Source organism: Sphingomonas ginsenosidivorax (assembly GCF_007995065.1).
GTDB lineage: Bacteria > Pseudomonadota > Alphaproteobacteria > Sphingomonadales > Sphingomonadaceae > Sphingomonas > Sphingomonas ginsenosidivorax.
In genome coordinates this window covers 3,030,265-3,050,616 of record NZ_VOQR01000001.1, presented here as the reverse complement: position 1 = coordinate 3,050,616, position 20,352 = coordinate 3,030,265, and the positions used below count along the sequence as shown (strand labels likewise).

At 66.6% G+C, this 20,352-nt stretch carries 14 protein-coding genes; 10 read left to right on the top strand and 4 right to left on the bottom strand.

Annotated elements, in window-relative coordinates:
• Nucleotides 1–93 precede the first annotated feature (93 nt).
• The 4 genes from thrS to FSB78_RS13815 all read left to right on the top strand — a co-directional run bounded on the left by thrS (nucleotide 94) and on the right by FSB78_RS13815 (nucleotide 6,418).
• On the top strand, nucleotides 94–2,100 hold the full coding sequence (gene thrS / locus FSB78_RS13830) for a threonine--tRNA ligase (protein WP_147083191.1): 2,007 nt from the start codon (nucleotides 94–96) through the stop codon (nucleotides 2,098–2,100).
• Between the two features lie 13 nt (nucleotides 2,101–2,113).
• A complete protein-coding gene (locus tag FSB78_RS13825) occupies nucleotides 2,114–2,704 on the top strand; it encodes a Uma2 family endonuclease (RefSeq protein ID WP_147083190.1) in 591 nt (196 codons plus the stop codon).
• Between the two features lie 59 nt (nucleotides 2,705–2,763).
• Nucleotides 2,764–3,294: a translation initiation factor IF-3 gene (gene infC, locus FSB78_RS13820; RefSeq protein ID WP_147083189.1), complete on the top strand. Its 531-nt coding sequence runs from the start codon at nucleotides 2,764–2,766 to the stop codon at nucleotides 3,292–3,294.
• A gap of 325 nt (nucleotides 3,295–3,619) precedes the next feature.
• Nucleotides 3,620–6,418, top strand: coding sequence for a TonB-dependent receptor (locus FSB78_RS13815; protein ID WP_147083188.1), 2,799 nt, complete (start codon nucleotides 3,620–3,622; stop codon nucleotides 6,416–6,418).
• Between the two features lie 509 nt (nucleotides 6,419–6,927).
• On the opposite strand, the gene FSB78_RS13810 is transcribed toward FSB78_RS13815, so the two are convergent.
• A complete protein-coding gene (locus FSB78_RS13810; RefSeq protein WP_147083187.1) occupies nucleotides 6,928–9,675 on the bottom strand; it encodes a [protein-PII] uridylyltransferase in 2,748 nt (915 codons plus the stop codon).
• Between the two features lie 91 nt (nucleotides 9,676–9,766).
• Between FSB78_RS13810 and FSB78_RS13805 the strand changes: the two genes are divergently transcribed.
• Nucleotides 9,767–11,053: a homoserine dehydrogenase gene (locus FSB78_RS13805; RefSeq protein ID WP_147083186.1), complete on the top strand. Its 1,287-nt coding sequence runs from the start codon at nucleotides 9,767–9,769 to the stop codon at nucleotides 11,051–11,053.
• 318 nt (nucleotides 11,054–11,371) lie between these two features.
• Here the strand turns inward: FSB78_RS13805 and FSB78_RS13800 are convergent, their stop codons facing one another.
• Together FSB78_RS13800 and sppA are read right to left on the bottom strand one after the other, a co-directional pair.
• A complete protein-coding gene (locus FSB78_RS13800) occupies nucleotides 11,372–11,926 on the bottom strand; it encodes a GNAT family N-acetyltransferase (protein ID WP_147083185.1) in 555 nt (184 codons plus the stop codon).
• Nucleotides 11,923–13,872: a signal peptide peptidase SppA gene (gene sppA, locus FSB78_RS13795; RefSeq protein ID WP_147083184.1), complete on the bottom strand. Its 1,950-nt coding sequence runs from the start codon at nucleotides 13,870–13,872 to the stop codon at nucleotides 11,923–11,925. The genes FSB78_RS13800 and sppA overlap by 4 nt, the downstream gene beginning before the upstream one ends.
• Before the next feature lie 367 nt (nucleotides 13,873–14,239).
• On the opposite strand from sppA, the gene groES reads away from it, so the two are divergent.
• The 4 genes from groES (at nucleotide 14,240) to FSB78_RS13775 (ending at nucleotide 17,669) form a co-directional block, all read left to right on the top strand.
• Nucleotides 14,240–14,527, top strand: a complete 288-nt coding sequence (gene groES, locus FSB78_RS13790) for a co-chaperone GroES (protein ID WP_147083183.1) — start codon at nucleotides 14,240–14,242, stop codon at nucleotides 14,525–14,527.
• Between the two features lie 76 nt (nucleotides 14,528–14,603).
• Nucleotides 14,604–16,250 (top strand): chaperonin GroEL, encoded by a 1,647-nt coding sequence (gene groL / locus FSB78_RS13785; RefSeq protein ID WP_147083182.1) that lies wholly within the window; start codon nucleotides 14,604–14,606, stop codon nucleotides 16,248–16,250.
• 208 nt (nucleotides 16,251–16,458) lie between these two features.
• Nucleotides 16,459–17,013, top strand: coding sequence for a Uma2 family endonuclease (locus FSB78_RS13780; protein ID WP_147083181.1), 555 nt, complete (start codon nucleotides 16,459–16,461; stop codon nucleotides 17,011–17,013).
• A 71-nt stretch (nucleotides 17,014–17,084) separates the two neighbouring features.
• A complete protein-coding gene (locus tag FSB78_RS13775) occupies nucleotides 17,085–17,669 on the top strand; it encodes a glutathione S-transferase N-terminal domain-containing protein (RefSeq protein WP_147083180.1) in 585 nt (194 codons plus the stop codon).
• A gap of 45 nt (nucleotides 17,670–17,714) precedes the next feature.
• Here FSB78_RS13775 and FSB78_RS13770 read toward each other — a convergent pair whose 3' ends face one another.
• Complete coding sequence (locus FSB78_RS13770) at nucleotides 17,715–18,788, bottom strand: mannose-1-phosphate guanylyltransferase/mannose-6-phosphate isomerase (protein ID WP_147083179.1); 1,074 nt, start codon at nucleotides 18,786–18,788, stop codon at nucleotides 17,715–17,717.
• Between the two features lie 172 nt (nucleotides 18,789–18,960).
• Here FSB78_RS13770 and FSB78_RS13765 point away from each other — a divergent pair, with 172 nt between their 5' ends.
• Nucleotides 18,961–20,349: a TIGR03013 family XrtA/PEP-CTERM system glycosyltransferase gene (locus FSB78_RS13765; RefSeq protein WP_147083178.1), complete on the top strand. Its 1,389-nt coding sequence runs from the start codon at nucleotides 18,961–18,963 to the stop codon at nucleotides 20,347–20,349.
• The last annotated feature ends 3 nt before the right edge of the window (nucleotides 20,350–20,352 follow it).

Genomic DNA, 20,352 nt, shown 5'->3' with positions numbered 1-20,352 from the left:
CGGGACTGCAGACGCGTGCGCATGACACGCGCCTTGCCTATATACCCCTTGCGACGGCATAAGCCCGCCTCCACCCGACCAGAAAGCCTTCCCATGTCCGCCATGTTCCGCATCACGCTGCCCGACGGTTCCGTCCGCGAGGTTGCGCCCGGGACTACCCCGGCAGACGTGGCCGCCGCGATCGGCCCCGGCCTCGCCAAGGCGGCGCTCGCCGCGCGGATCGACGGCCAGGTCCGCGACCTCAACCGCCCGTTCGAGGGCGACACGCAGCTCGCGCTCGTCACCGCGCGCGACGAGGCCGATGCGCTCGAACTCGTCCGTCACGATCTCGCGCACGTCATGGCCGAGGCGGTGCAGAACCTGTTCCCCGGTACCGAGATCACCTTCGGCCCCGCCACCGACGACGGCTTCTACTACGACTTCGCGCCCCCCAAGATTAATGGGAAGGACCGCCAGTTCACCGACGACGACCTCCCCACCATCGAGGCCGAGATGCGCGCGATCATCGCCCGCAACGAGCCGTTCACGCGCGAGGTCTGGAGCCGCCAGCAGCTCATCGACCGCTGGAACAGCCAAGGCGAGCGTTTCAAGGCCGAATGGGCCGCCGAACTCCCCGAGGGTGAGGAACTGACGATCTATCGCCAGGGCGAGTGGCTCGACATGTGCCGCGGGCCCCACATGGTCTCGACCGGCAAGCTCGATCCCAGCGCGTTCAAGCTGACGCGCGTCTCGGGCGCATACTGGCGCGGCGATCAGAAGAACGCGATGCTCAGCCGCATCTACGGCACCGGCTGGCTCAACAAGAAGCAGCTCGACGCGTACCTCTTCCGCCTCGAGGAAGCCGCCAAGCGCGACCACCGGAAGATCGGCGCGGAGATGGACCTGTTCCACCTCCAGTCCGAGGCGCAAGGGTCCGTGTTCTGGCACCCCAAGGGCTTCCTGCTCTGGCGCCAGCTCGAGGCCTATATGCGCCGCCGCCTCGACGCCGCGGGCTATGAGGAGGTGAAGACCCCCCAGCTGATGGACGCGCGCCAGTGGGAGCAGTCCGGCCACTGGGGCAAGTACCGCGAGAACATGTTCGTGGTCCCCGACGAGATCCCGGGGACCGAGGACGACGCCGCGATCTTCAGCGGCACCGCCGACCTGATGGCGCTCAAGCCGATGAACTGCCCCGCGCACGTCCTGATCTTCCGCCAGGGGATCAAGTCGTACCGCGACCTGCCGATGCGCATGGCCGAGTTCGGCTGCTGCCACCGCAACGAGCCGCACGGCGCGCTGCACGGCATCATGCGCGTCCGCCAGTTCACGCAGGACGACGCGCACATCTTCGTCCGCGAGGACCAGCTGATCGACGAGGTCCGCGCCTTCTGCGAACTGCTCGACACCGTCTACCGCGACCTCGGCTTCGAGGATTACGCGGTGAAACTCGCGCTGCGCCCCGACAAGCGCTTCGGCGACGACGCGATGTGGGACAAGGCGGAAGCCGAACTGCGCGAGGCCGTGCTCGGCTCCGCTCTGTCCGAGTCGATCAAGGCGAAGTTCGAGGAACTCCCGGGCGAGGGGGCGTTCTATGCGCCGAAGCTCGAATTCCACCTGACCGACGCGATCGGCCGCACCTGGCAGGTCGGCACGATCCAGTCCGACCGAGTCCTCCCCGAGCGACTCGATGCGAGCTATGTCGGCCAGGACGGCGAGCGCCACCGCCCGGTGATGCTCCACCGCGCGATCCTCGGCACGTTCGAGCGCTTCATCGGCATCCTGATCGAGCATCACGCCGGACGCTTCCCGCTCTGGCTCGCGCCGACCCAGGTGGTGGTCGCGACGATCGTGTCCGACGCCGACGACTATGCGGAAACCGTCGCCGCGACGCTGCGCAAGGCGGGGCTGCGCGTCGAGACCGACCTGCGCAACGAGAAGATCAACTACAAGGTCCGCGAACACAGCCTCGCCAAGGTCCCCAACCTCCTCGTCGTCGGCAAGCGCGAGGCCGAAGAGGGCAAGGTCGCGCTCCGCACGCTCGGCAGCCAGGCGCAGACCATCCTCACGCTCGACGAAGTGGTCGAGCGGCTGAAGGGGGAAGCGACGCCGCCGGACATGTGATAAGGCGGGGGACATGACGATCTTCCAGAACATCAGGAACGGTCTGATCCCCGCCCGACTGACGGTCGCGGACGTCTATGCGTTGCAGGAAGCCGGTGTGATCGACGACCGCGACAGCTTCGAACTGATCGACGGAAAGATCGTGCCGATGGCCGCCGCCAAGTTCAGTGATCACGAGCGCATGAAGTCCCGCCTGAACGAGGCCCTGATTCTTGCCAAGCCGGCCGAAATTGGCCTGTTCGTCGAGCCGTCGGTGGCGTTCAGCGAGACAACGATGCTGGAGCCGGACATCGCGCTATGGCCACGCGAGATCGACTCGCAGGACGTGCGCGGCCCCGATCTGTTGCTGGTCGTCGAAGTCGCGGTGTCGTCGCTGGGCTTCGACCTGCATGTGAAGGCAGACAAATACGCGCTGCACGGCGTGCGCGAATATTGGGTCGTCGATGCCATCCGCAAGACGATCCGTGTGCACCGCACGCCTGCCGGCGGGGCCTATACAGATGTCGAGGAATATGAGGCGCATGACGATGTTCGCGCGCTGCTTCTGCCCGATATCGTCGTCCGTCTGGACGTCATCGACGGACCACCTTCAAAAAGACTGTGAGATGCGCTATATGGCAGGATAGCAGAACCACAGGAGCAAACCCCATACGTCCTCCCACGATGCGCCGGCCGATGCAGGCGCCGCCGATGAACGGCCCCCGATTCAACGAATTCATCGTCAGCCCCAAGGTTCGCGTGATCGACCATGAGGGCGAGAACCTCGGCGTCATGTTCACGCGCGAGGCGATGGAGCAGGCGGCCGAGCACGGCCTGGACCTGGTCGAGGTCTCCCCCAACGCCGATCCGCCCGTCGCCAAGTTCCTCGACGTCGGCAAGTTCAAGTACGAGGCGCAGAAAAAGGCCAATCTCGCGCGCAAGTCGCAGAAGACGCAGGAGATCAAGGAGATCAAGATGCGTCCGAACATCGACGACCATGACTATGACACGAAGATGAAGAAGGTGAACGACTTCATCGGCGAGGGCGACAAGGTCAAGATCACGCTGCGCTTCCGCGGTCGCGAGCTGAGCCACGGCCAGCTCGGCATGAACCTGCTCAAGCGCGTGCAGGACGACGTCGCGGAGGTCGCGAAGGTCGAGGCCTATCCGCGCATGGAAGGTCGCCAGATGCTGATGGTGCTCGCGCCCAAGTAACGCGCGCGCCTTTGCTGGCAAACGAAACGGCCGGTCCGATGCTCTGCGTCGGGCCGGCCGTTTCGCGTCCGGCTGCCGTTACGGCAGGGCCGGTTCCGGCTGTTGCCGGTTCGTCGCGATCGACGGTTCCGACGCCCCGGCGGGCCATCGAACGGGCCGGAAAAGCGGCATGGATATTTACGTAATCGAGTGTTGCGTACGAGACACAATCTTCAAAAAACGCTTTCCCCATACGGAAATATATAGACGTTTACGCCTGCACCTCTCTAGCTTTCGAACAAACCATAAGTTCGAAACAATTCGAATGTACCAGGAGGGAATGCCGATGCGCTCGATCGCATATCTGTTGTCCGCAGCCGCCACCGCGGCGCTGGCCGTTCCGGCGTTCGCACAGGACCTGCCGACCCCGCAGGCCCAGGCGCAGACCGCCGGCACCTCGACCTCCGGCACCGCGCAGGGGTCGGTCGCCGCCGAGGAAGACACCGGCAACGTCGGTGACATCGTGATCACCGCGACCCGCCGCGCCGAACGGCTGTCGAACGTCCCCGTCGCGGTTTCCGCGGTCGGCTCGGCCGCGCTCGAGAACACCGGCGCCACAGACATCCGCCAGGCGACGCAGCTCGTTCCCTCGCTGCTCGTCTCCTCGACCGGCAGCGAAGCCAACGCCTCCGCCCGTATCCGCGGCATCGGTACCGTCGGCGACAATCCGGGCCTCGAAAGCTCGGTCGCGGTCTTCATCGACGGCGTCTATCGCAGCCGCACCGGCTCGGGCCTCAACGACCTCGGTGAAGTCGACCGGATCGAGGTCCTGCGTGGGCCGCAGGGCACGCTGGCCGGCCGCAACGCGTCGGCGGGCACGATCAATATCCTGACCAAGCTGCCCGAATACACCTTCGGGGGCTATGCCGAGGGCACCTATGGCAACTACGACAACATCCGTATCGCCGGCGGCCTGACCGGCCCGATCATCAAGGACATGCTGGCCTTCCGCCTCGACGGCGTGTTCGGCAAGCGCGACGGCTTCTACCGCGACGTCATCAACAACACCGACTATAACGACCGCAACCGCTATTTCGTCCGCGGCCAGCTGCTGTTCGAGCCGTCGGCCGACGTGTCCGTCCGCCTGATCGGCGACTATACCCGCCGCAACGAGAAATGCTGCGGCGCGGTCTACATCAACACCGCCGAGAAGATCGATCCGACCCCCGGCGTCCCCGGCGACTTCGCGATCAACCCGGCCGGCAACCGCATCGTCCAGGTCATGCAGAGCATGGGCGGCGTGTTCCCCAGCGCGGGTGATCCGTTCGGCCGCCGCATCGCCAACTCGCTCGGCAAGGCCTATGCGAACATCACCAAGGATTATGGCGGCTCGGCGCAGATCGACGCCAATCTCGGCTTCGCGCAGCTGACCTCGATCACCGCGTACCGCGAATACAAGTCGGGCAACGCCGCCGACATCGACTATGGCAATCTCGACATCGGCTACCGCGCCGACGACGGCAACGCCTATCGCCAGTTCCACACCTTCACGCAGGAACTCCGCCTCAACGGATCGCTGTTCGACGACAAGCTCGACTGGCTGATCGGCGGCTATTTCTCGAAGGAAGACCTGGTCGTCGCCGACAACCTCAAGTTCGGCACGCAGTATGGCGCGTTCGCCGCCTGCCGCATCGTCGCGACGGTCAGCCCGGTCGCCGCGCTGCGCAACCCCGCCGCCCCCGGCTGTCTCGGCACCACGCCGGTTGCCGCGTTCGGCGGTGCGACCGGGCGCCAGGCATTCGGTGCGAACTTCGGGGCGCTCGCCCCCGCGATCCTGGGCGGGCTCGATCGCCTGTCGACGCTCAACAACCTCGGCGACCAGCGCGCGAACTATTACCAGGACAGCAAGAACTACGCGTTCTTCACGCACAACATCTTCAAGCTGACCGACAAGCTGTCGCTCACCGGCGGCCTTCGCTACACGCACGAGCAGAAGGACTTCCGCGGCGATTTCGCCAACAACAACACGGTCTGCCCCGCGCAGCAGGCAGCGCTCAGCCCGCTGCTCGCGAACCCCGCCGTGCCCGCCGCGCTGCTGCCCGTCGTCGGCGGCATCATCACGCTGACCTGCACGGGCAATTCGACCTCGGCGCTCAACAACTTGAACCTGCGCGACGGGTTCAAGGAAGGCGAGTTCAGCGGCACCGGCATCGTCTCGTACAAGCCGCGCACCGACACGCTGGTCTACGCGTCCTATTCGCGCGGCTACAAGGCGGGCGGCTACAACCTCGATCGCTCGGATCTGACCGCCAACGTGTTCAGCAGCCCGACCAACGCCAGCGCCAGCCGGCTGCGGTTCGATCCCGAAACCGTCAACGCCTATGAAGCCGGCGTGAAATACACCTCGCGCAACTTCACCCTGAACGTCGCGGGCTTCCGGCAGGACTTCAAGAACTTCCAGCTGAACACCTTCAACGGCACCAACTTCATCGTCCAGAACATCAGTTCGTGCGAAACCAGCCTCAATGGCGGCGACCGCGATGCCAGCGCCGTCACCGGGGCCTGCACCGGCAAGGTCGGGTACGGCGTGCGCTCGCAGGGCTTCGAGATCGAAAGCGGGCTGTTCCCGGTCCGCAACTTCCAGGTCGGGCTCGGCTACACCTACGTCGAGACCAAGTTCAAGAACAACCTGGTCGGCTCGGAACGCGGCGAGGCGCTCGACCCCGCGCTGTTCCTGCTCTCGGGCAACACCATGTCGAACGCGCCGAAGCACACCGTCACGGGCTCGACCACCTGGACGCCGTCGATCGGATCGGGCGGGATCACCGGCCTCGTCTACATCGATGGCCGCATGACCAGCGACTACAACACCGGCTCGGATCTGTTCGGCGAGAAGGCGCAGGACGGCTTCTTCCTGATGAACGCGCGCGTCGGCATCCGCGGGCCCGAGCAGCGCTGGGCGCTCGAGCTCTGGGCGCAGAACCTGCTCGACACCAACTACCAGCAGGTCGCCTTCAGCGCGCCGTTCCAGGGCGCCGGCAGCCAGTCGCAGGTCCAGGCGTTCGGCGGCGTGGGGAACCAGATCTTCACATCCTACCTCGCCGAACCCCGCACCTACGGCGTCACGCTCCGCTCGCGGTTCTGAGGCTTGAACCCCGTTCGTCCTGAGTAGGGGCCGAGTGACGTCGAAAGTCCCTGTCGACGTCGCTCGACGGCTACGCAGGACGAACGAAAATACCCCGTCACCCTGAACTCGGTTCAGGGTCCACCGCTCCCCGGACGCTTTCGCATGGGGAGTGGTGGATGCTGAAACGAGTTCAGCATGACGGAGAAAGAGGGAAGGCCCTCAGCCCGTCCCAACTTCCGTTCGCCTTGAGCGAAGTCGAAGGGCATGTCCCGAACGCGCCGGCGCCGGCGTCGCGCGGCGTCAATCGAAACCCGCTCACGCCGCCAAGTCGATGCCCTCATCCTTCGATAGGGCTCGTCAGCGTCTCTCTACAGCTACCCCAGGACGAAAGGTATCTCGTCACCCTGAACTCGTTTCAGGGTCCACCGCTCCTCAAACGCTATCGCTCAAAGAGAGGTGGATGCTGAAACAAGTTCAGCATGACGGGAACTGGGGAGGGCTCGCCCACCCACCCCCGACGCATCACCTCACGCAGCCAGGTCGATCTCCTCGCCCGCGGCCGCCGCCAGCAACCGCCGTTCCAGCGTCTTCAACCGCGCCGACGCCACGATCCGGTCGCCGGTCAGGTCCGTCACGTAGAACGTATCCACCGCGCGCTCGCCATATGTCGCGACATGCGCCGAATGGATCGTCACCTTCGACTGAAACAGCGCATGCGCGAGCTGGTTGAGCAATGCCGGCCGGTCGCGCGCGTTCACCTCGACCACGGTGAACCGGTTCGACGCCTTGTTGTCGATCAGCGCGTTGGGGACGATCTCGAACGCCTCCGCGCGGACGCGCGGCAGTGCCTTCGCCACCAGCCGGTCGGCCAGCTTGCCGCGATTGGCCAGCGCATCCTCGATCGCGGTCCGCAGCCGCGCCAGCTGGCCCTCATCGTCGAACGGCCGCCCGAACGGATCCTGGACGAGGAAATTGTCCACCGCCATGCCGTCGCGCGTCGTGTGGATCCGCGCGTCGATGATGTTGCCGCCCGCGACATGGATCGCGCCCGCGATGCGGTAGAACAGCCCGGGATGGTCGGCCGCATAGATCGTCACCAACGTCGCGCCGCGCCCCGGATAGACATGCGCGTCGATCGCCAGCCGGGCATCGCCCGCGCCCGCGATGAACCGCGCATTGTGCGCCAGCACGTCGTCGGGCTCGGCCACCCAATAGGCCTCGGGCATCCGCCGCACGAAGTCGGCGAACACCCCCTCGTCCCAGCCCAGGTCCGCCTGCAGCGTCTCCTGCTTGGCGGCGATCCGGTCCGCGCGGCCCTTCTGCTTGTGGCCCAGCCGCAGCACTTCCTCCGCCGACTCGTACAGGTCGGACAGCAATTGCCGCTTCCACCCGTTCCACACCCCCGGGCCCACCGCGCGGATATCGACCACCGTCAGCGCCAGCAGCAACCGCAGCCGCTCCGGGCTCTGCACCACCTCGCAGAAATCGAGGATCGTCTTGAAATCCGACAGGTCGCGCTTGAACGCGGTCGCCGACATCAGCAGGTGCTTCTCGACCAGCCACGCCACCGTCTCGGTCTCCGCCGCGGTCAGGCCGAAGCGCGGGCACAGCCGCCGCGCGACCTCCGCGCCCAGGATCGAATGATCGCCGCCGCGCCCCTTGGCGATGTCGTGCAGTAGCACCGCGACGTACAGCGCGCGGCGCGACACGATCTGGTCGAAGATCCCGGTGACCAGCGGGTGATCCTCGCGCAGGGCGCCTCGCTCGATCTGCGCCAGCAACCCGATCGCGCGGATCGTGTGCTCGTCGACGGTATAATGATGGTACATGTCGAACTGCATCTGCGCGACGACGCGCGCGAAATCGGGTGCGAACCGGCCGAACACGCCCGCTTCGTTCATCCAGCGCAGCACCAGTTCGGGATCGCGCGGGGAGGTCAGCACGTCGAGGAACAGCGCGTTCGCGCTCGGGCTGTCGCGGACCTCGTCGACCAGCTTGGCATCGCGCGCCGCCGCCCGCATCGCCAGCGGATGGATCTCCAGCCCGTGCTTGTCGGCCAGCTGGAACAGCTCGATCAGCCGCGCCGGGTCGGCGCGAAAGAAATCGTCCTCGGGCAACGCCAGCCGCCCGCGATCGAGCACGAAGCCGTGCATCTTGCGGGGGCTGCGTCGCAGCGTCGGCAGCCCGAACCGGCGGCCCCGCGCGGCGAATTTCTCGTCGAGATGCGCCAGGAACACCCCGCTCAGGCTGCCGACGATCTTCACCTGCAGGAAATAGAACTGCATGAAGCGCTCGACCCTCGACTTGCCCGGCCGGTCGGAGAACCGCATCCGCTCGGCGATCTCGCGCTGCACGTCGAACGTCAGCCGGTCCTCGGCGCGCCCGGTGATGCTGTGGAGGTGGCACCGCACCGCCTGCAGGAAATTGTCGGCGCGGTGGAACAGCCGGTATTCCGCCTTGGTGAACAGCCCGACCTCGACTAGCTCGGCGGCGCGCTGGACATCGTAGATATATTTCCCGATCCAGAACAGCGCGTGCAGGTCGCGCAGGCCGCCCTTGCCCTCCTTGACGTTGGGTTCGACGACGTAGCGCGTGTCGCCCATCTTCTTGTGGCGCAGGTCGCGTTCGGCAAGCTTCTCGGCGATGAAGATGCGTGCGGTGTCCGCCTGCACCTCGGCCTTGAAGCGTCGCGACGCCTCTTCGTACAGCGCGGTGTCGCCGCACACGAAGCGCGCCTCGAGCAAGGCGGTGCGCACCGTGATGTCGGCCTTGGCCTGGCGGATCATCTCGTCGAGCGACCGGCTCGAATGGCCGATCTTCAGCCCCAGGTCCCACAGCGCGTACAGCATCGTCTCGATGATCTGCTCCGCCCAAGCGGTCTGTTTCAGCGGCGTCAGGAACCCGATATCGACGTCCGAATGCGGCGCCATCTCGGTCCGGCCATAGCCGCCGACCGCGATCAGCGTCAGCTGCTCGGCCGCGGTCGGGTTGGCGCGCTGGTACAGCCGCTCGACGGTGAACGCGAACAGCAGCCGCAGGATCTGGTCGACCAGATAGGCCTGCGCGCTGGTCGCCTCCAGCCCGCGCGAGGGATGTTCGATCAGTCGCCGCTCGACCTCGCGCCGTCCCGCGTCCAGCGCGTCCTTCAGCACGGCCGTCGCCGCGTGGCGCAGGATCGTGCGATCCTCCGCCTCCAGGGCGGCGAGGGTATCGGCAAGCGCACGGCGATCGATGATCGCGCGGCGGTTGGGCAAATGGTCGAAGCGGCCGGTCATGCGTCGCAGATAGGGCGTGCGAACGATAACGTCACGGGCATTGCAGTGCGCGGGCGCGATCCTTAGTCGAAGCCCTGAGCGGAGGAATTTTATGACAGACCCATTGCGCGTAGCCCTTGCCGGCCTCGGAACCGTCGGTGGCGGGGTGATTCGCCTGCTCGACGCCAATCGCGACCTGATTGCCAGGCGGGCCGGGCGCGCGATCGAGATCGTCGCGGTGTCCGCGCGTGACCGCAGCAAGGATCGCGGCGTCGACCTGTCGCGCTTCGACTGGGTCGACGACACCACCGCGCTCGCGCGCTCCGACGCCGATGTCGTGGTCGAACTGATCGGCGGGTCGGACGGTCCAGCGCTGACGCTCGCACGCGCCACGCTCGGTGCGGGCAAGGCGTTCGTCACCGCGAACAAGGCGATGCTCGCGCATCACGGCCTCGAACTCGGCGAAGCGGCCGAGGCGGCGGGCGTCGCGCTCAAGTTCGAAGCCGCGGTCGCTGGCGGCATTCCGGTCATCAAGGGCCTGCGCGAAGGCGCCGCGGCGAACGAGATCGCGCGCGTCTACGGCATCCTCAACGGCACGTGCAATTTCATCCTGTCGAAGATGGAAGCGGAGGGCCGCGACTTCGCCGAGGTGCTCGCCGAGGCGCAGGCGCTCGGCTACGCAGAAGCCGATCCCAGCTTCGACATCGACGGCGTCGACGCCGCGCACAAATTGTCGATCCTCGCCTCGATCGCGTTCGGTACGCGCCCTGCGTTCGGCGACGTCGCCGCCAGCGGCATCCGCCATCTGCTCGGCGCCGACATCGCGGAGGCCGCCGCGCTCGGCTACCGCGTCCGCCTGCTCGGCCTTGCGGAAGCCGGCCCGAACGGCCTGTTCCAGCGCGTCCACCCGCATCTCGTGCCGCTCGACCACCCGCTCGCACACGTCACCGGCTCGCTCAACGCCGTGGTCGCGGAGGGCAATTTCGTCGGCCGGCTGCTGTTCCAGGGTGCAGGCGCCGGCGACGGCCCGACCGCGAGCGCGGTGGTCGCCGACCTGATCGACATCGCGCGCGGCGAATTCGGCCCGCCCTTCGCGATGCCGGTCGCCTCGCTGGCCGCGGCGCCGAAAGCCGACAGCGGCGAACGCCGCGGCCGCGCCTATCTGCGCTTCACCGTCGCGGACAAGGTCGGCGTGCTCGCCGAGATCGCAGCGGCCATGCGCGACGCCGGCGTCTCGATCGAAAGCCTGATCCAGCGCGGCGCCAGCGGCGAGGGCAGCGTCCTCGTCGCGATCGTCACGCACGAGGGCCCCGAACGCAGCGTCGCACAGGCACTGGAAAAGCTGCGCGGGTCGCAGAGCCTGATCGGCCAGCCGATGTGGATGCATATCCTGGGGTAAGCCCCCTACGTCATCCCGGGCTCGTCCCGGGATCCAGGGTTACAGGGTGGAGCGCTTGGGGCCCTGGATCCCGGGACAAGCCCGGGATGACGAAGATTATGCTTTCTTCCGTCATCCTGACGAAAGTCAGGATCCAGGGCCCCAAGCGCCGCGCCTGTTAACCCCGAATCCCGGGACAAGCCCGGGATGACGGGGTAGAATTCCCCCCCCCGTTCGTGCTGAGCGAAGTCGAAGCACACCTTCCTACCGGGAGGTCCGTGCCTTGGGACAGTTGCCCTTCGACTACGCTCAGGGCGAACGGCAGGGGAGGGGGGCCTGCTACCCCCGCACCACCCCGACCTCCACAAACGGCCGAGGCTCGACCGGCGGCACCGCAGGCGCGTTCAGCGCACACTGCCAATACCCCACGTCGATCCACCGCCCGAACTTATACCCGACCGCGTGGTACATCCCGGCCGCCCGGAACCCGATCGCCTCGTGCAACGCCACCGACCCCACATTCGGCAGCGCGATCGCGCCGATCGCCTGCGTGAACCCCTGCGCCCGCAGCGTCTCGATCAGCGCCGCGTATACCAGCCGCCCCGCCCCCCGACGCTGCGCGGCGTCAGCGACATACACCGTCGTCTCGACCACGAACCGATACGCGGCGCGGTCCCGGAACCGCGTGGCATAGGCATAGGCCATGACCTCACCCGAGTCCGCTATCGCGACCAGCCAGGGATACAGCCCGTCGCTCGCCGCCATCCGCGCGGCGATGCCGTCGGCATCAGGCGCCTCGGTCTCGAACGACGCGATCCCGGCGAGCACGTGCGGCGCATAGATCGCCGCGATCGCCTCCGCGTCAGCCGGCGTGGCTGCGCGGACCCGGGTCACAGCCCGATTCGCGCCATCACGAAGTCGAGCAGCTTCGCATCGCCGACATCGCCCGCACTCGGGCCGATCCCGCCGCATTCGAGGCACCGCACCTGCACCGACCCCGACGACGCCAGCCGCTTCATGTCACCCAACGCGCGCGCCAGCATCTGCCGGCGCTCGGCGGCGATCCGCGCGAACGCATCGCCGCCGGTGGCATCGTCGTCGTCGTCGCTCGACAGGCCCTCGGCGAGCTTGGCGAGAAACCCCGGCTCCTTTTCGAGATATTCGGCATGGACCTTGGCCGGATCGAGCTTCGCGCGCTTGGCGGCCTCGTCGATCGCGTCCTGCAGATTGCCGAACCGGTCGACCAGCCCCAGCTGCCGCGCGGTGCCGCCGTCCCAGACGCGGCCCTGGCCGATTGCGTCGACCCGCGCCGGCGTCATCTTCCGGGACTGCGCGACGCGGCCGATGAACTGGCGATAGCCGTTCTCGATGCCCGCCTGCATGATCGCGTCGAACATCGGCGTCGTGCCGCCGACCACGTCGGGCTGGCCCGAGAGCGCGGTCGTCTTCACGCCGTCGGTGGTGACGCCGATCTTGGCGAGCGCGGTCTCGAAGCTCGGGATGATCCCGAAGATCCCGATCGACCCCGTGATCGTCCCCGGCTCGGCGAAGATCGCGTCCGCCGGCGTCGACACCCAGTATCCGCCGCTGGCCGCAACGCCGCCCATCGAGACGACGACGGGCAGGCCCTTCTTCTTGGCCTCGAGGATCGCGAGCCGGATCTGCTCCGACGCCATCACCGACCCGCCGCCCGAATCGACGCGGACGACCAGCGCCTTCAGCTTCTTCTTGGCGAGCCCGGTCAGCATCGCCTTCTCGATCGTGTTGCCCGCGGCGGTCCCCATGCCGCCGTCGCCGTCGACGATGTCGCCCGCGACGGTCAGCACGCCGATCGCGTCGCCTGCGGTCGGCAACGGGTTCGCCTTCACCCAGGACTCATAGGTGATCGCGTTGAAATTGCCCGCCGGCTTGCTGGTGTCGGTCCCGGCGATCTCGGCGACGCGGCGGCCGAACGCGGTGCGGTCGCCCAGCTTGTCGACCAGCCCGCTGCGCAGGTTCGACTCGGCGATGTTGCCGTTCGCCGCGATCACCACCTTGTCGGGCGCGGTCAGCAGCTCGGCGATCTGCGCCTTGGGCCGTGCCTTGGCGACGGCCTCCTTCCACTGCGCGAACAGCGTGCCGTACAGTGCCTGGCTCGCCGCCCTGGCGTCCTCGCTCTGGTCGGCGCGCGTGTACGGCTCGACGAACGACTTGTACCGCCCGACCCGGTAGACGTGCGTGGTGACGCCCAACTTGTCGATCAGCCCCTTGTAGAACAGTTGGTTGCCGCCCGGTCCCAGGAACAGCGTGCCGCCCAGCGGATTGACCCAGATCTCGCTCGCATTCGCCGCGAGGCGATAGCTGCCGTCGGTATAGGCGGTCGCATAGGCCAGCACCGGCTTCTTCGCCGCGCGCACCCGCGCCAGCGCGTCGCCGATCTCGCCGAGCGCCGCGGGATAGGCGCCGCCGAAGCGGTCCAGGTCGAGCACCAGCGCCTTCACGCGCCCGTCGGTCCGTGCGGTGTCGATCGCGCGCACGACGTCGCGCAGGCGGAACTGCTTGGGCTGCGCGCTGCCCGACAAGGCCGCGAACGCCGCCGGCTCCGCGGGCTGTTCGACGACCGAGCCGTTCAGCTCGAGCACCAGCGCGCCGTCCTTGATCGCCTTTGTGCCGGCGCGCGCGTTGAGCGCGGCGAACAACAGGCCGAAGAACAGCAGCATTGCGATCAGGACGAGCGCATCCTTGATCGCGACCAGCAGCTTCCACACCCCGCGCACCAGCCGCCATTTCCGCCGCGGCGGTCTGGCCGGGTCGACATAGGACGGGGGCGGGGGGGCGTAAGGCGCAGCGCTGTCGGTCATGCCGCATGGCTAGAGCAAGCGCAGGCGTGCGTAAATGGCCCGTGTTAGGCGGCCAATACGCCCCGTTCTCGTAATCCTCCCCCGCCAGGGGGAGGTGGCGCCAAAGGCGACGGAGGGGGCGGGCACGAAACAGCCGTTACTCCTGCCGCCCCCTCCGTCAGGCTACGCCTGCCACCTCCCCCTGGCGGGGGAGGATGCAGAGACCGCACGTCCCTCCGTCAGAACGACGGAATTTTCCGTCCAAACCCGTTCAAAAATCCTGCCACCCCCTTTGACATGTAGGACCCGCAGGCACATATCCGCTCCGTTGGCACTCGCCCCAAGTGAGTGCCAGAAATCTGTCACAAACCTAAAGGACATGGGCCCCATGAACTTTCGTCCCCTGCACGACCGCGTGCTCGTCAAGCGCGTCGAAGCCGAAGAGAAGACCGCGGGCGGGATCATCATCCCCGATACCGCCAAGGAAAAGCCGCAGGAAGGCGAAGTCGTCGCCGTCGGCACCGGGACCCGCGCCGAGAACGGCACGATCACCCCGCTCGACGTCAAGGCCGGCGACAAGATCCTGTTCGGCAAGTGGTCGGGCACCGAGGTCAAGGTCGACGGTGAAGACCTGCTGATCATGAAAGAGTCCGACATCCTCGGAATCGTCGGCTGAGCACGCACCGGGGTCGATTCCGGCCCTGACGTAGCGTGAACTTCCCCAACTTCCACCATTCGAAAGGGCAGCTAGCATGGCTTCCAAAGACGTAAAATTCGGCCGCGACGCGCGTGAGCGCATCCTCCGCGGCGTCGACATCCTCGCCGACGCGGTCAAGGTGACCCTGGGGCCCAAGGGCCGCAACGTCGTCATCGACAAGAGCTTCGGCGCACCGCGCATCACCAAGGACGGCGTCACCGTCGCCAAGGAGATCGAGCTCAAGGACAAGTTCGAGAACATGGGTGCGCAGATGCTGCGCGAAGTGGCCTCGAAGACCAACGACATCGCCGGTGACGGCACCACCACCGCGACGGTCCTGGCGCAGGCCATCGTCCGCGAGGGCATGAAGTCGGTCGCAGCGGGCATGAACCCGATGGACCTCAAGCGCGGCATCGACCTCGCCGTGGTCAAGGTCGTCGACGACGTGAAGGCGCGTTCGAAGCCGGTTTCGGGTTCGAAGGAAGTGGCGCAGGTCGGCATCATCTCGGCAAACGGCGACCGTGAAGTCGGCGAGAAGATCGCCGAAGCGATGGAAAAGGTCGGCAAGGAAGGCGTGATCACCGTCGAGGAAGCGAAGGGTCTCGAATTCGAGCTCGACGTCGTCGAGGGCATGCAGTTCGACCGCGGTTATCTGTCGCCCTACTTCATCACCAACCCCGAGAAGATGACGGTCGAGCTCGCCGATCCGTACATCCTCATCCACGAGAAGAAGCTCAGCAACCTGCAGGCGATGCTCCCGATCCTGGAAGCCGTCGTCCAGTCGGGTCGTCCGCTGCTGATCATCGCCGAGGACATCGAGGGTGAGGCGCTCGCCACGCTCGTCGTCAACAAGCTGCGCGGCGGCCTCAAGGTCGCAGCGGTCAAGGCGCCCGGCTTCGGCGATCGTCGCAAGGCGATGCTCGAGGACATCGCGATCCTGACCAAGGGCGAGATGATCTCGGAAGACCTCGGCATCAAGCTCGAGACCGTCACGCTCGGCATGCTCGGCACCGCCAAGCGCGTCACCATCGACAAGGACAACACCGTCATCGTCGACGGTGCCGGCGATCACGAGTCGATCAAGGGCCGCACCGAAGCGATCCGTCAGCAGATCGAGAACACGACGAGCGACTATGACAAGGAGAAGCTCCAGGAGCGTCTTGCCAAGCTCGCCGGCGGCGTTGCCGTGATCAAGGTCGGCGGCTCGTCGGAAGTCGAAGTCAAGGAGCGCAAGGACCGCGTCGACGACGCGCTGCACGCAACCCGCGCAGCCGTTGAAGAGGGCATTGTTCCCGGTGGCGGCACGGCTCTGCTGTATGCGACCAAGGCACTCGACGGCCTGACCGGTGCGAACGAGGACCAGACGCGCGGTATCGACATCGTCCGCAAGTCGCTGACGGCCCTGGTTCGCCAGATCGCCAGCAACGCAGGTCATGACGGTGCGGTGGTTTCGGGCAAGCTGCTCGATGGCAACGACACGTCGATCGGCTTCAACGCCGCGACCGACACGTACGAGAACCTGGTGGAAGCCGGTGTGATCGACCCGACCAAGGTTGTCCGCACCGCGCTGCAGAACGCGGCATCGGTCGCAGGCCTGCTCATCACGACCGAAGCGGCCGTGAGCGAGATGGCCGAAGACAAGCCCGCCATGCCCATGGGCGGCGGCGGCGGCATGGGCGGCATGGGCGGCATGGACTTCTGATCCGCAGGGCGGCCTGGACCATGCTGGCTCAGGACTCGCCCAAGGACGGACGGCGAGCCGGCGGTTCAAACCGCCGGTCTCGTCCGACGAAGAGGATCGGCTTTGCCGGTCCTCCGCCCCAAGCCTACCGAACCACCCAAGAGAAAGGGGTCGTGGACGCAAGTCCCGGCCCCTTTTTTTGTCGGGTTCGAAGGCGTACAATGCCGGCATGGCAACGGACCCGCACTACCGCCTGCTGACCGCGGAGGAGTTCCTCCGGATCGATTTCGGCCCCGACATGAAGGCCGAACTCGACAACGGTGTCATCCGCATGATGACCGGCGGAACACGCGACCATTCGCGTGTCCAGATGAACCTCGCCATCGCAGTAGGAAACGCCCTGCGCGGTTCAGGCTGCCGCCCCTATGGCTCCGACATGGCGGTGCGCACGCACGATCGCTCGGTCCGCTATCCCGACCTCACGATCGACTGTGGCACCCCCGGCGACCAGCCCGACGATCTGACGCTGTCCGACCCCCGCGTCGTGATCGAGGTCCTTTCCCCCTCGACCCGCTCTTCCGACCTGACCGTCAAGAAGGACGAGTATCGCGCGATCGCTAGCGTCGATACGATCGCCTTCATCGATGTGGACAAGCAGGCGCTGGCGATTCATCAGCGCATTGAGAACGGCTGGACCGAGACGCTTTTCTCGCCCGCAATCGATCTGGTGTTGCCATCGCTCGGCATCACCATCCCGCACGCCGAGATTTTCACGGACGACTAGCCCGCTTTGCTATTCGGGACCCTGCGCCATCTGCACTGCGTTAAGCGGCCTTGAGAGAACAAGGACCGCCCATGAAACTCTATTACTCGCCCGGCGCCTGCAGCCTCGCCGACCACATCGCGCTCCACGAAGCAGGGCTCGACTTCGAACACGAGAAGGTCGACCTGAAGACCAAGCGCACCGAGCATGACGGCGACTATGCCGCGATCAATCCCAAGGGCTATGTGCCTGCGCTGACGCTCGACAGCGGCGAGACGCTCAGCGAGAACATCGCGATCCTCGACTGGATCGCGCAGCAGGCGCCGGCCCTCGCGCCCGGCGGTACGATGGGCCGAACGCACCTGCTCGAGGCGCTCGCGTTCATCTCGACCGAAATCCACAAGAGCTTCAAGCCGTTCTTCTCGGGCGCTTCCGACGCGGACAAGGCCAAGGCCGCAGAGGTGATCGCCAAGCGGCTCGGCTATCTGTCCGATACGATGGTCGGCGACTATCTGTTCGGCCCCGACGTCAGCGTCGCCGACTGCTATCTGTTCGTGATGCTGCTCTGGTCGAAGAAGATGGGCGTCGAGGCGCCATCCTACCTGATCGCGTTCCGCGACCGCATGATGGCCCGCCCCGCGGTCGTCGAGGCCATGACGCACGAGGGACTGATCTGACCGTCCGTCATCCCGGGGCTCGCCCCGCGATGACGCGGTCGATCGTCAGGCCGCGGGCTTCGCCTTCATCGCCTCGATCAGCTTCTTGACCTCCTGGCTGCGCCCGCGCGGCAGGATCAGCACGTCGTTGCCGCTCGCGACCACGATCAGGTCCTCGACGCCGACCAGCGACACCCGAACCCCGTCGCTGCGCACGAAGCAGTTCTTGGTATCGATCGCCAGCACCGTGCCGCCACCGTCGCCGCGGTGCATGTTGCCGTCGGCGTCACGTTCGCTGATCGCGTGCAGCGCGTCCCAGCTGCCGACGTCGTTCCAGCCCATCGCCACCGGCACCACCGCGACGCGCTCGGCCTTCTCCATCACGGCATAGTCGATCGAATCGTCGGGCGAGGCCGCGAACGCGGTCGCATCCGGGTAGATCCGGACACCCTCGTGCCGTGCCTTCTCCATCGCCTCCTCGGTCGCGACCAGCATGCCCGGCGCGAACTGCGCCAGAGCCTCCAGATAGCGGTCGGCCCGGAACAGGAAGATCCCGCCGTTCCACGCATGGTCGCCGCTCGCGAGCATCGCCTCCGCGGCATCCAGCGGTGGCTTCTCGACGAACCGCGCGACGCGGTGGACACCCTCGGCCATCTCCTCGCCGATCTGGATCCAGCCATAGCCGGTCTCGGGCGCATCGGGCGCAATCCCGAACGTCACCAGCCAGCCCTGCGACACCATCGGCAACGCGCGCTCGATCGCGGCGTGGAACGCGGCGACGTCGGCGATGACATGGTCGGACGGCATCACCAGCAGCGCCTCGCGGCCGCGCCCCGCCGCGATCGCGGCGAGCGCGATCGCGGGCGCGGTGTTGCGCCCGGCAGGCTCCAGGATCAGCGCCTGCGGCCGCGCGCCGGCAGCGGCCAGCTGCTGCTCGACCAGGTCGGCATGGCGCGCATTGGCAACGACGATCGGTGCCGCGAACACGTCGCCCATCGCGCGCCCCGCCGTCAGCTGCAGCATCGTCTCGGCGGCGGTCAGGGCCAGCATCTGCTTGGGCATTTCGGGCCGGGACATCGGCCACAGGCGCGTGCCGGAACCGCCTGACAAAATTACCGGAACGATCGTCTTAACGCTCATGCATCCTCCACTTGGCCTCGGGCCTACAGCGGACGCACGAGCGGTGCAATGGACCCGTGATTCGGTTGAAATCCGACGATTTCGCAATCTTCAGGCTTTGTTGGCATATTTCTGCCAGAGCGGTCCTGGGTGTCGGTGCGTTTTACACCGGCGTGTCGGGATAGCGCAAAACATGGTCCGGCTGTTCAAGCATTATGTGCCCTATGCCGTGCTGTTGCTCGGCCTCGTCGATGCGATGCTGCTGATCGCGTCCGCAGAGATCGGCTGGGTGGTGCGCGCGCATCAGATCAACATGCAGGTCGATCCGATCGTCACGCGTCTGCCGCAGCTGATCAGCTTCGCCGCCGCGCTCCAGATTTCGCTGGTGGCGGTCGGTGCGTACGGCGTCGGATCGTTCCTCTCGCTGCGCTTCGCCGCCGCGCGACTGTCGGTCGCGATCGCGCTCGGCGTGATCTTCCTGTCGCTGATCTTCTTCCTCGTGCCGGCGCTCACCTTCTGGCGATCGAACCTGCTCTATTCGACCGTGATCGCCACCGTCCTGCTCGTCACCGTTCGCGCGCTGCTGGGGCGGACGCTCGGTGGCGAGACGTTCAAGCGGCGGATCGTCGTGCTCGGCGCCGGCAGCCGCGCCGCGCGCATCCGCGACCTGGCGGCGCAGCCGGGCATAAACTTCGTGGTCGCGGGCTTCGTCGCGATGGGCGAACCCGTTCCGGCGATACAGGACGCGGTCCCGCGCGGCGAGATCCCCAATTTGTCCGCGCACATCGTCGATCTCAATGCGAGTGAAGTCGTGCTGGCGCTGGAGGAACGTCGCAACGCACTGCCGTTGAAGGACCTGCTGCGTGTCCGCACCACCGGCGTGCAGGTCAGCGAGATTTCGAGCTTCCTCGAACGCGAGACCGGCCGGATCGACCTCAACAGCGTCAACCCGTCCTGGCTGATCTTCTCCGACGGCTTCGCCTCGACGCGGATGCTGTCGAGCGTCTTCAAGCGCGCGTTCGACATCATTGCCAGCGGGCTGCTGCTCGCGATCACGCTCCCCGTGATCCTGCTGACCGCGCTCGCGATCAAGATCGAATCGCGCGGTCCTGCCTTCTACCGCCAGCGCCGCGTCGGGCTGTACAACGAGAGCTTCGACATCCTGAAGCTGCGCTCGATGCGCCAGGACGCCGAGGTCGCGGGCAAGGCGGTCTGGGCCGCCGAGCAGGATCCGCGCATCACCCGCATCGGCCGCTTCATCCGGAAGGTCCGGATCGACGAACTGCCGCAGACCTGGACCGTGCTGAAGGGCGAGATGAGCTTCGTCGGGCCCCGCCCCGAACGCCCGCAATTCGTCGAGCAGCTCGAGGACCAGCTGCCTTATTACGCCGAACGCCACATGGTGAAGCCGGGCATCACCGGCTGGGCGCAGATCAACTATCCCTATGGCGCGTCGATCGAGGACGCGCGGCACAAGCTCGAATACGACCTCTATTACGCGAAGAACTATTCGCCGTTCCTCGACATGCTGATCCTGCTCCAGACGCTCCGCGTCGTGCTGTGGCCGGCCGGCGCGCGGTAAGGG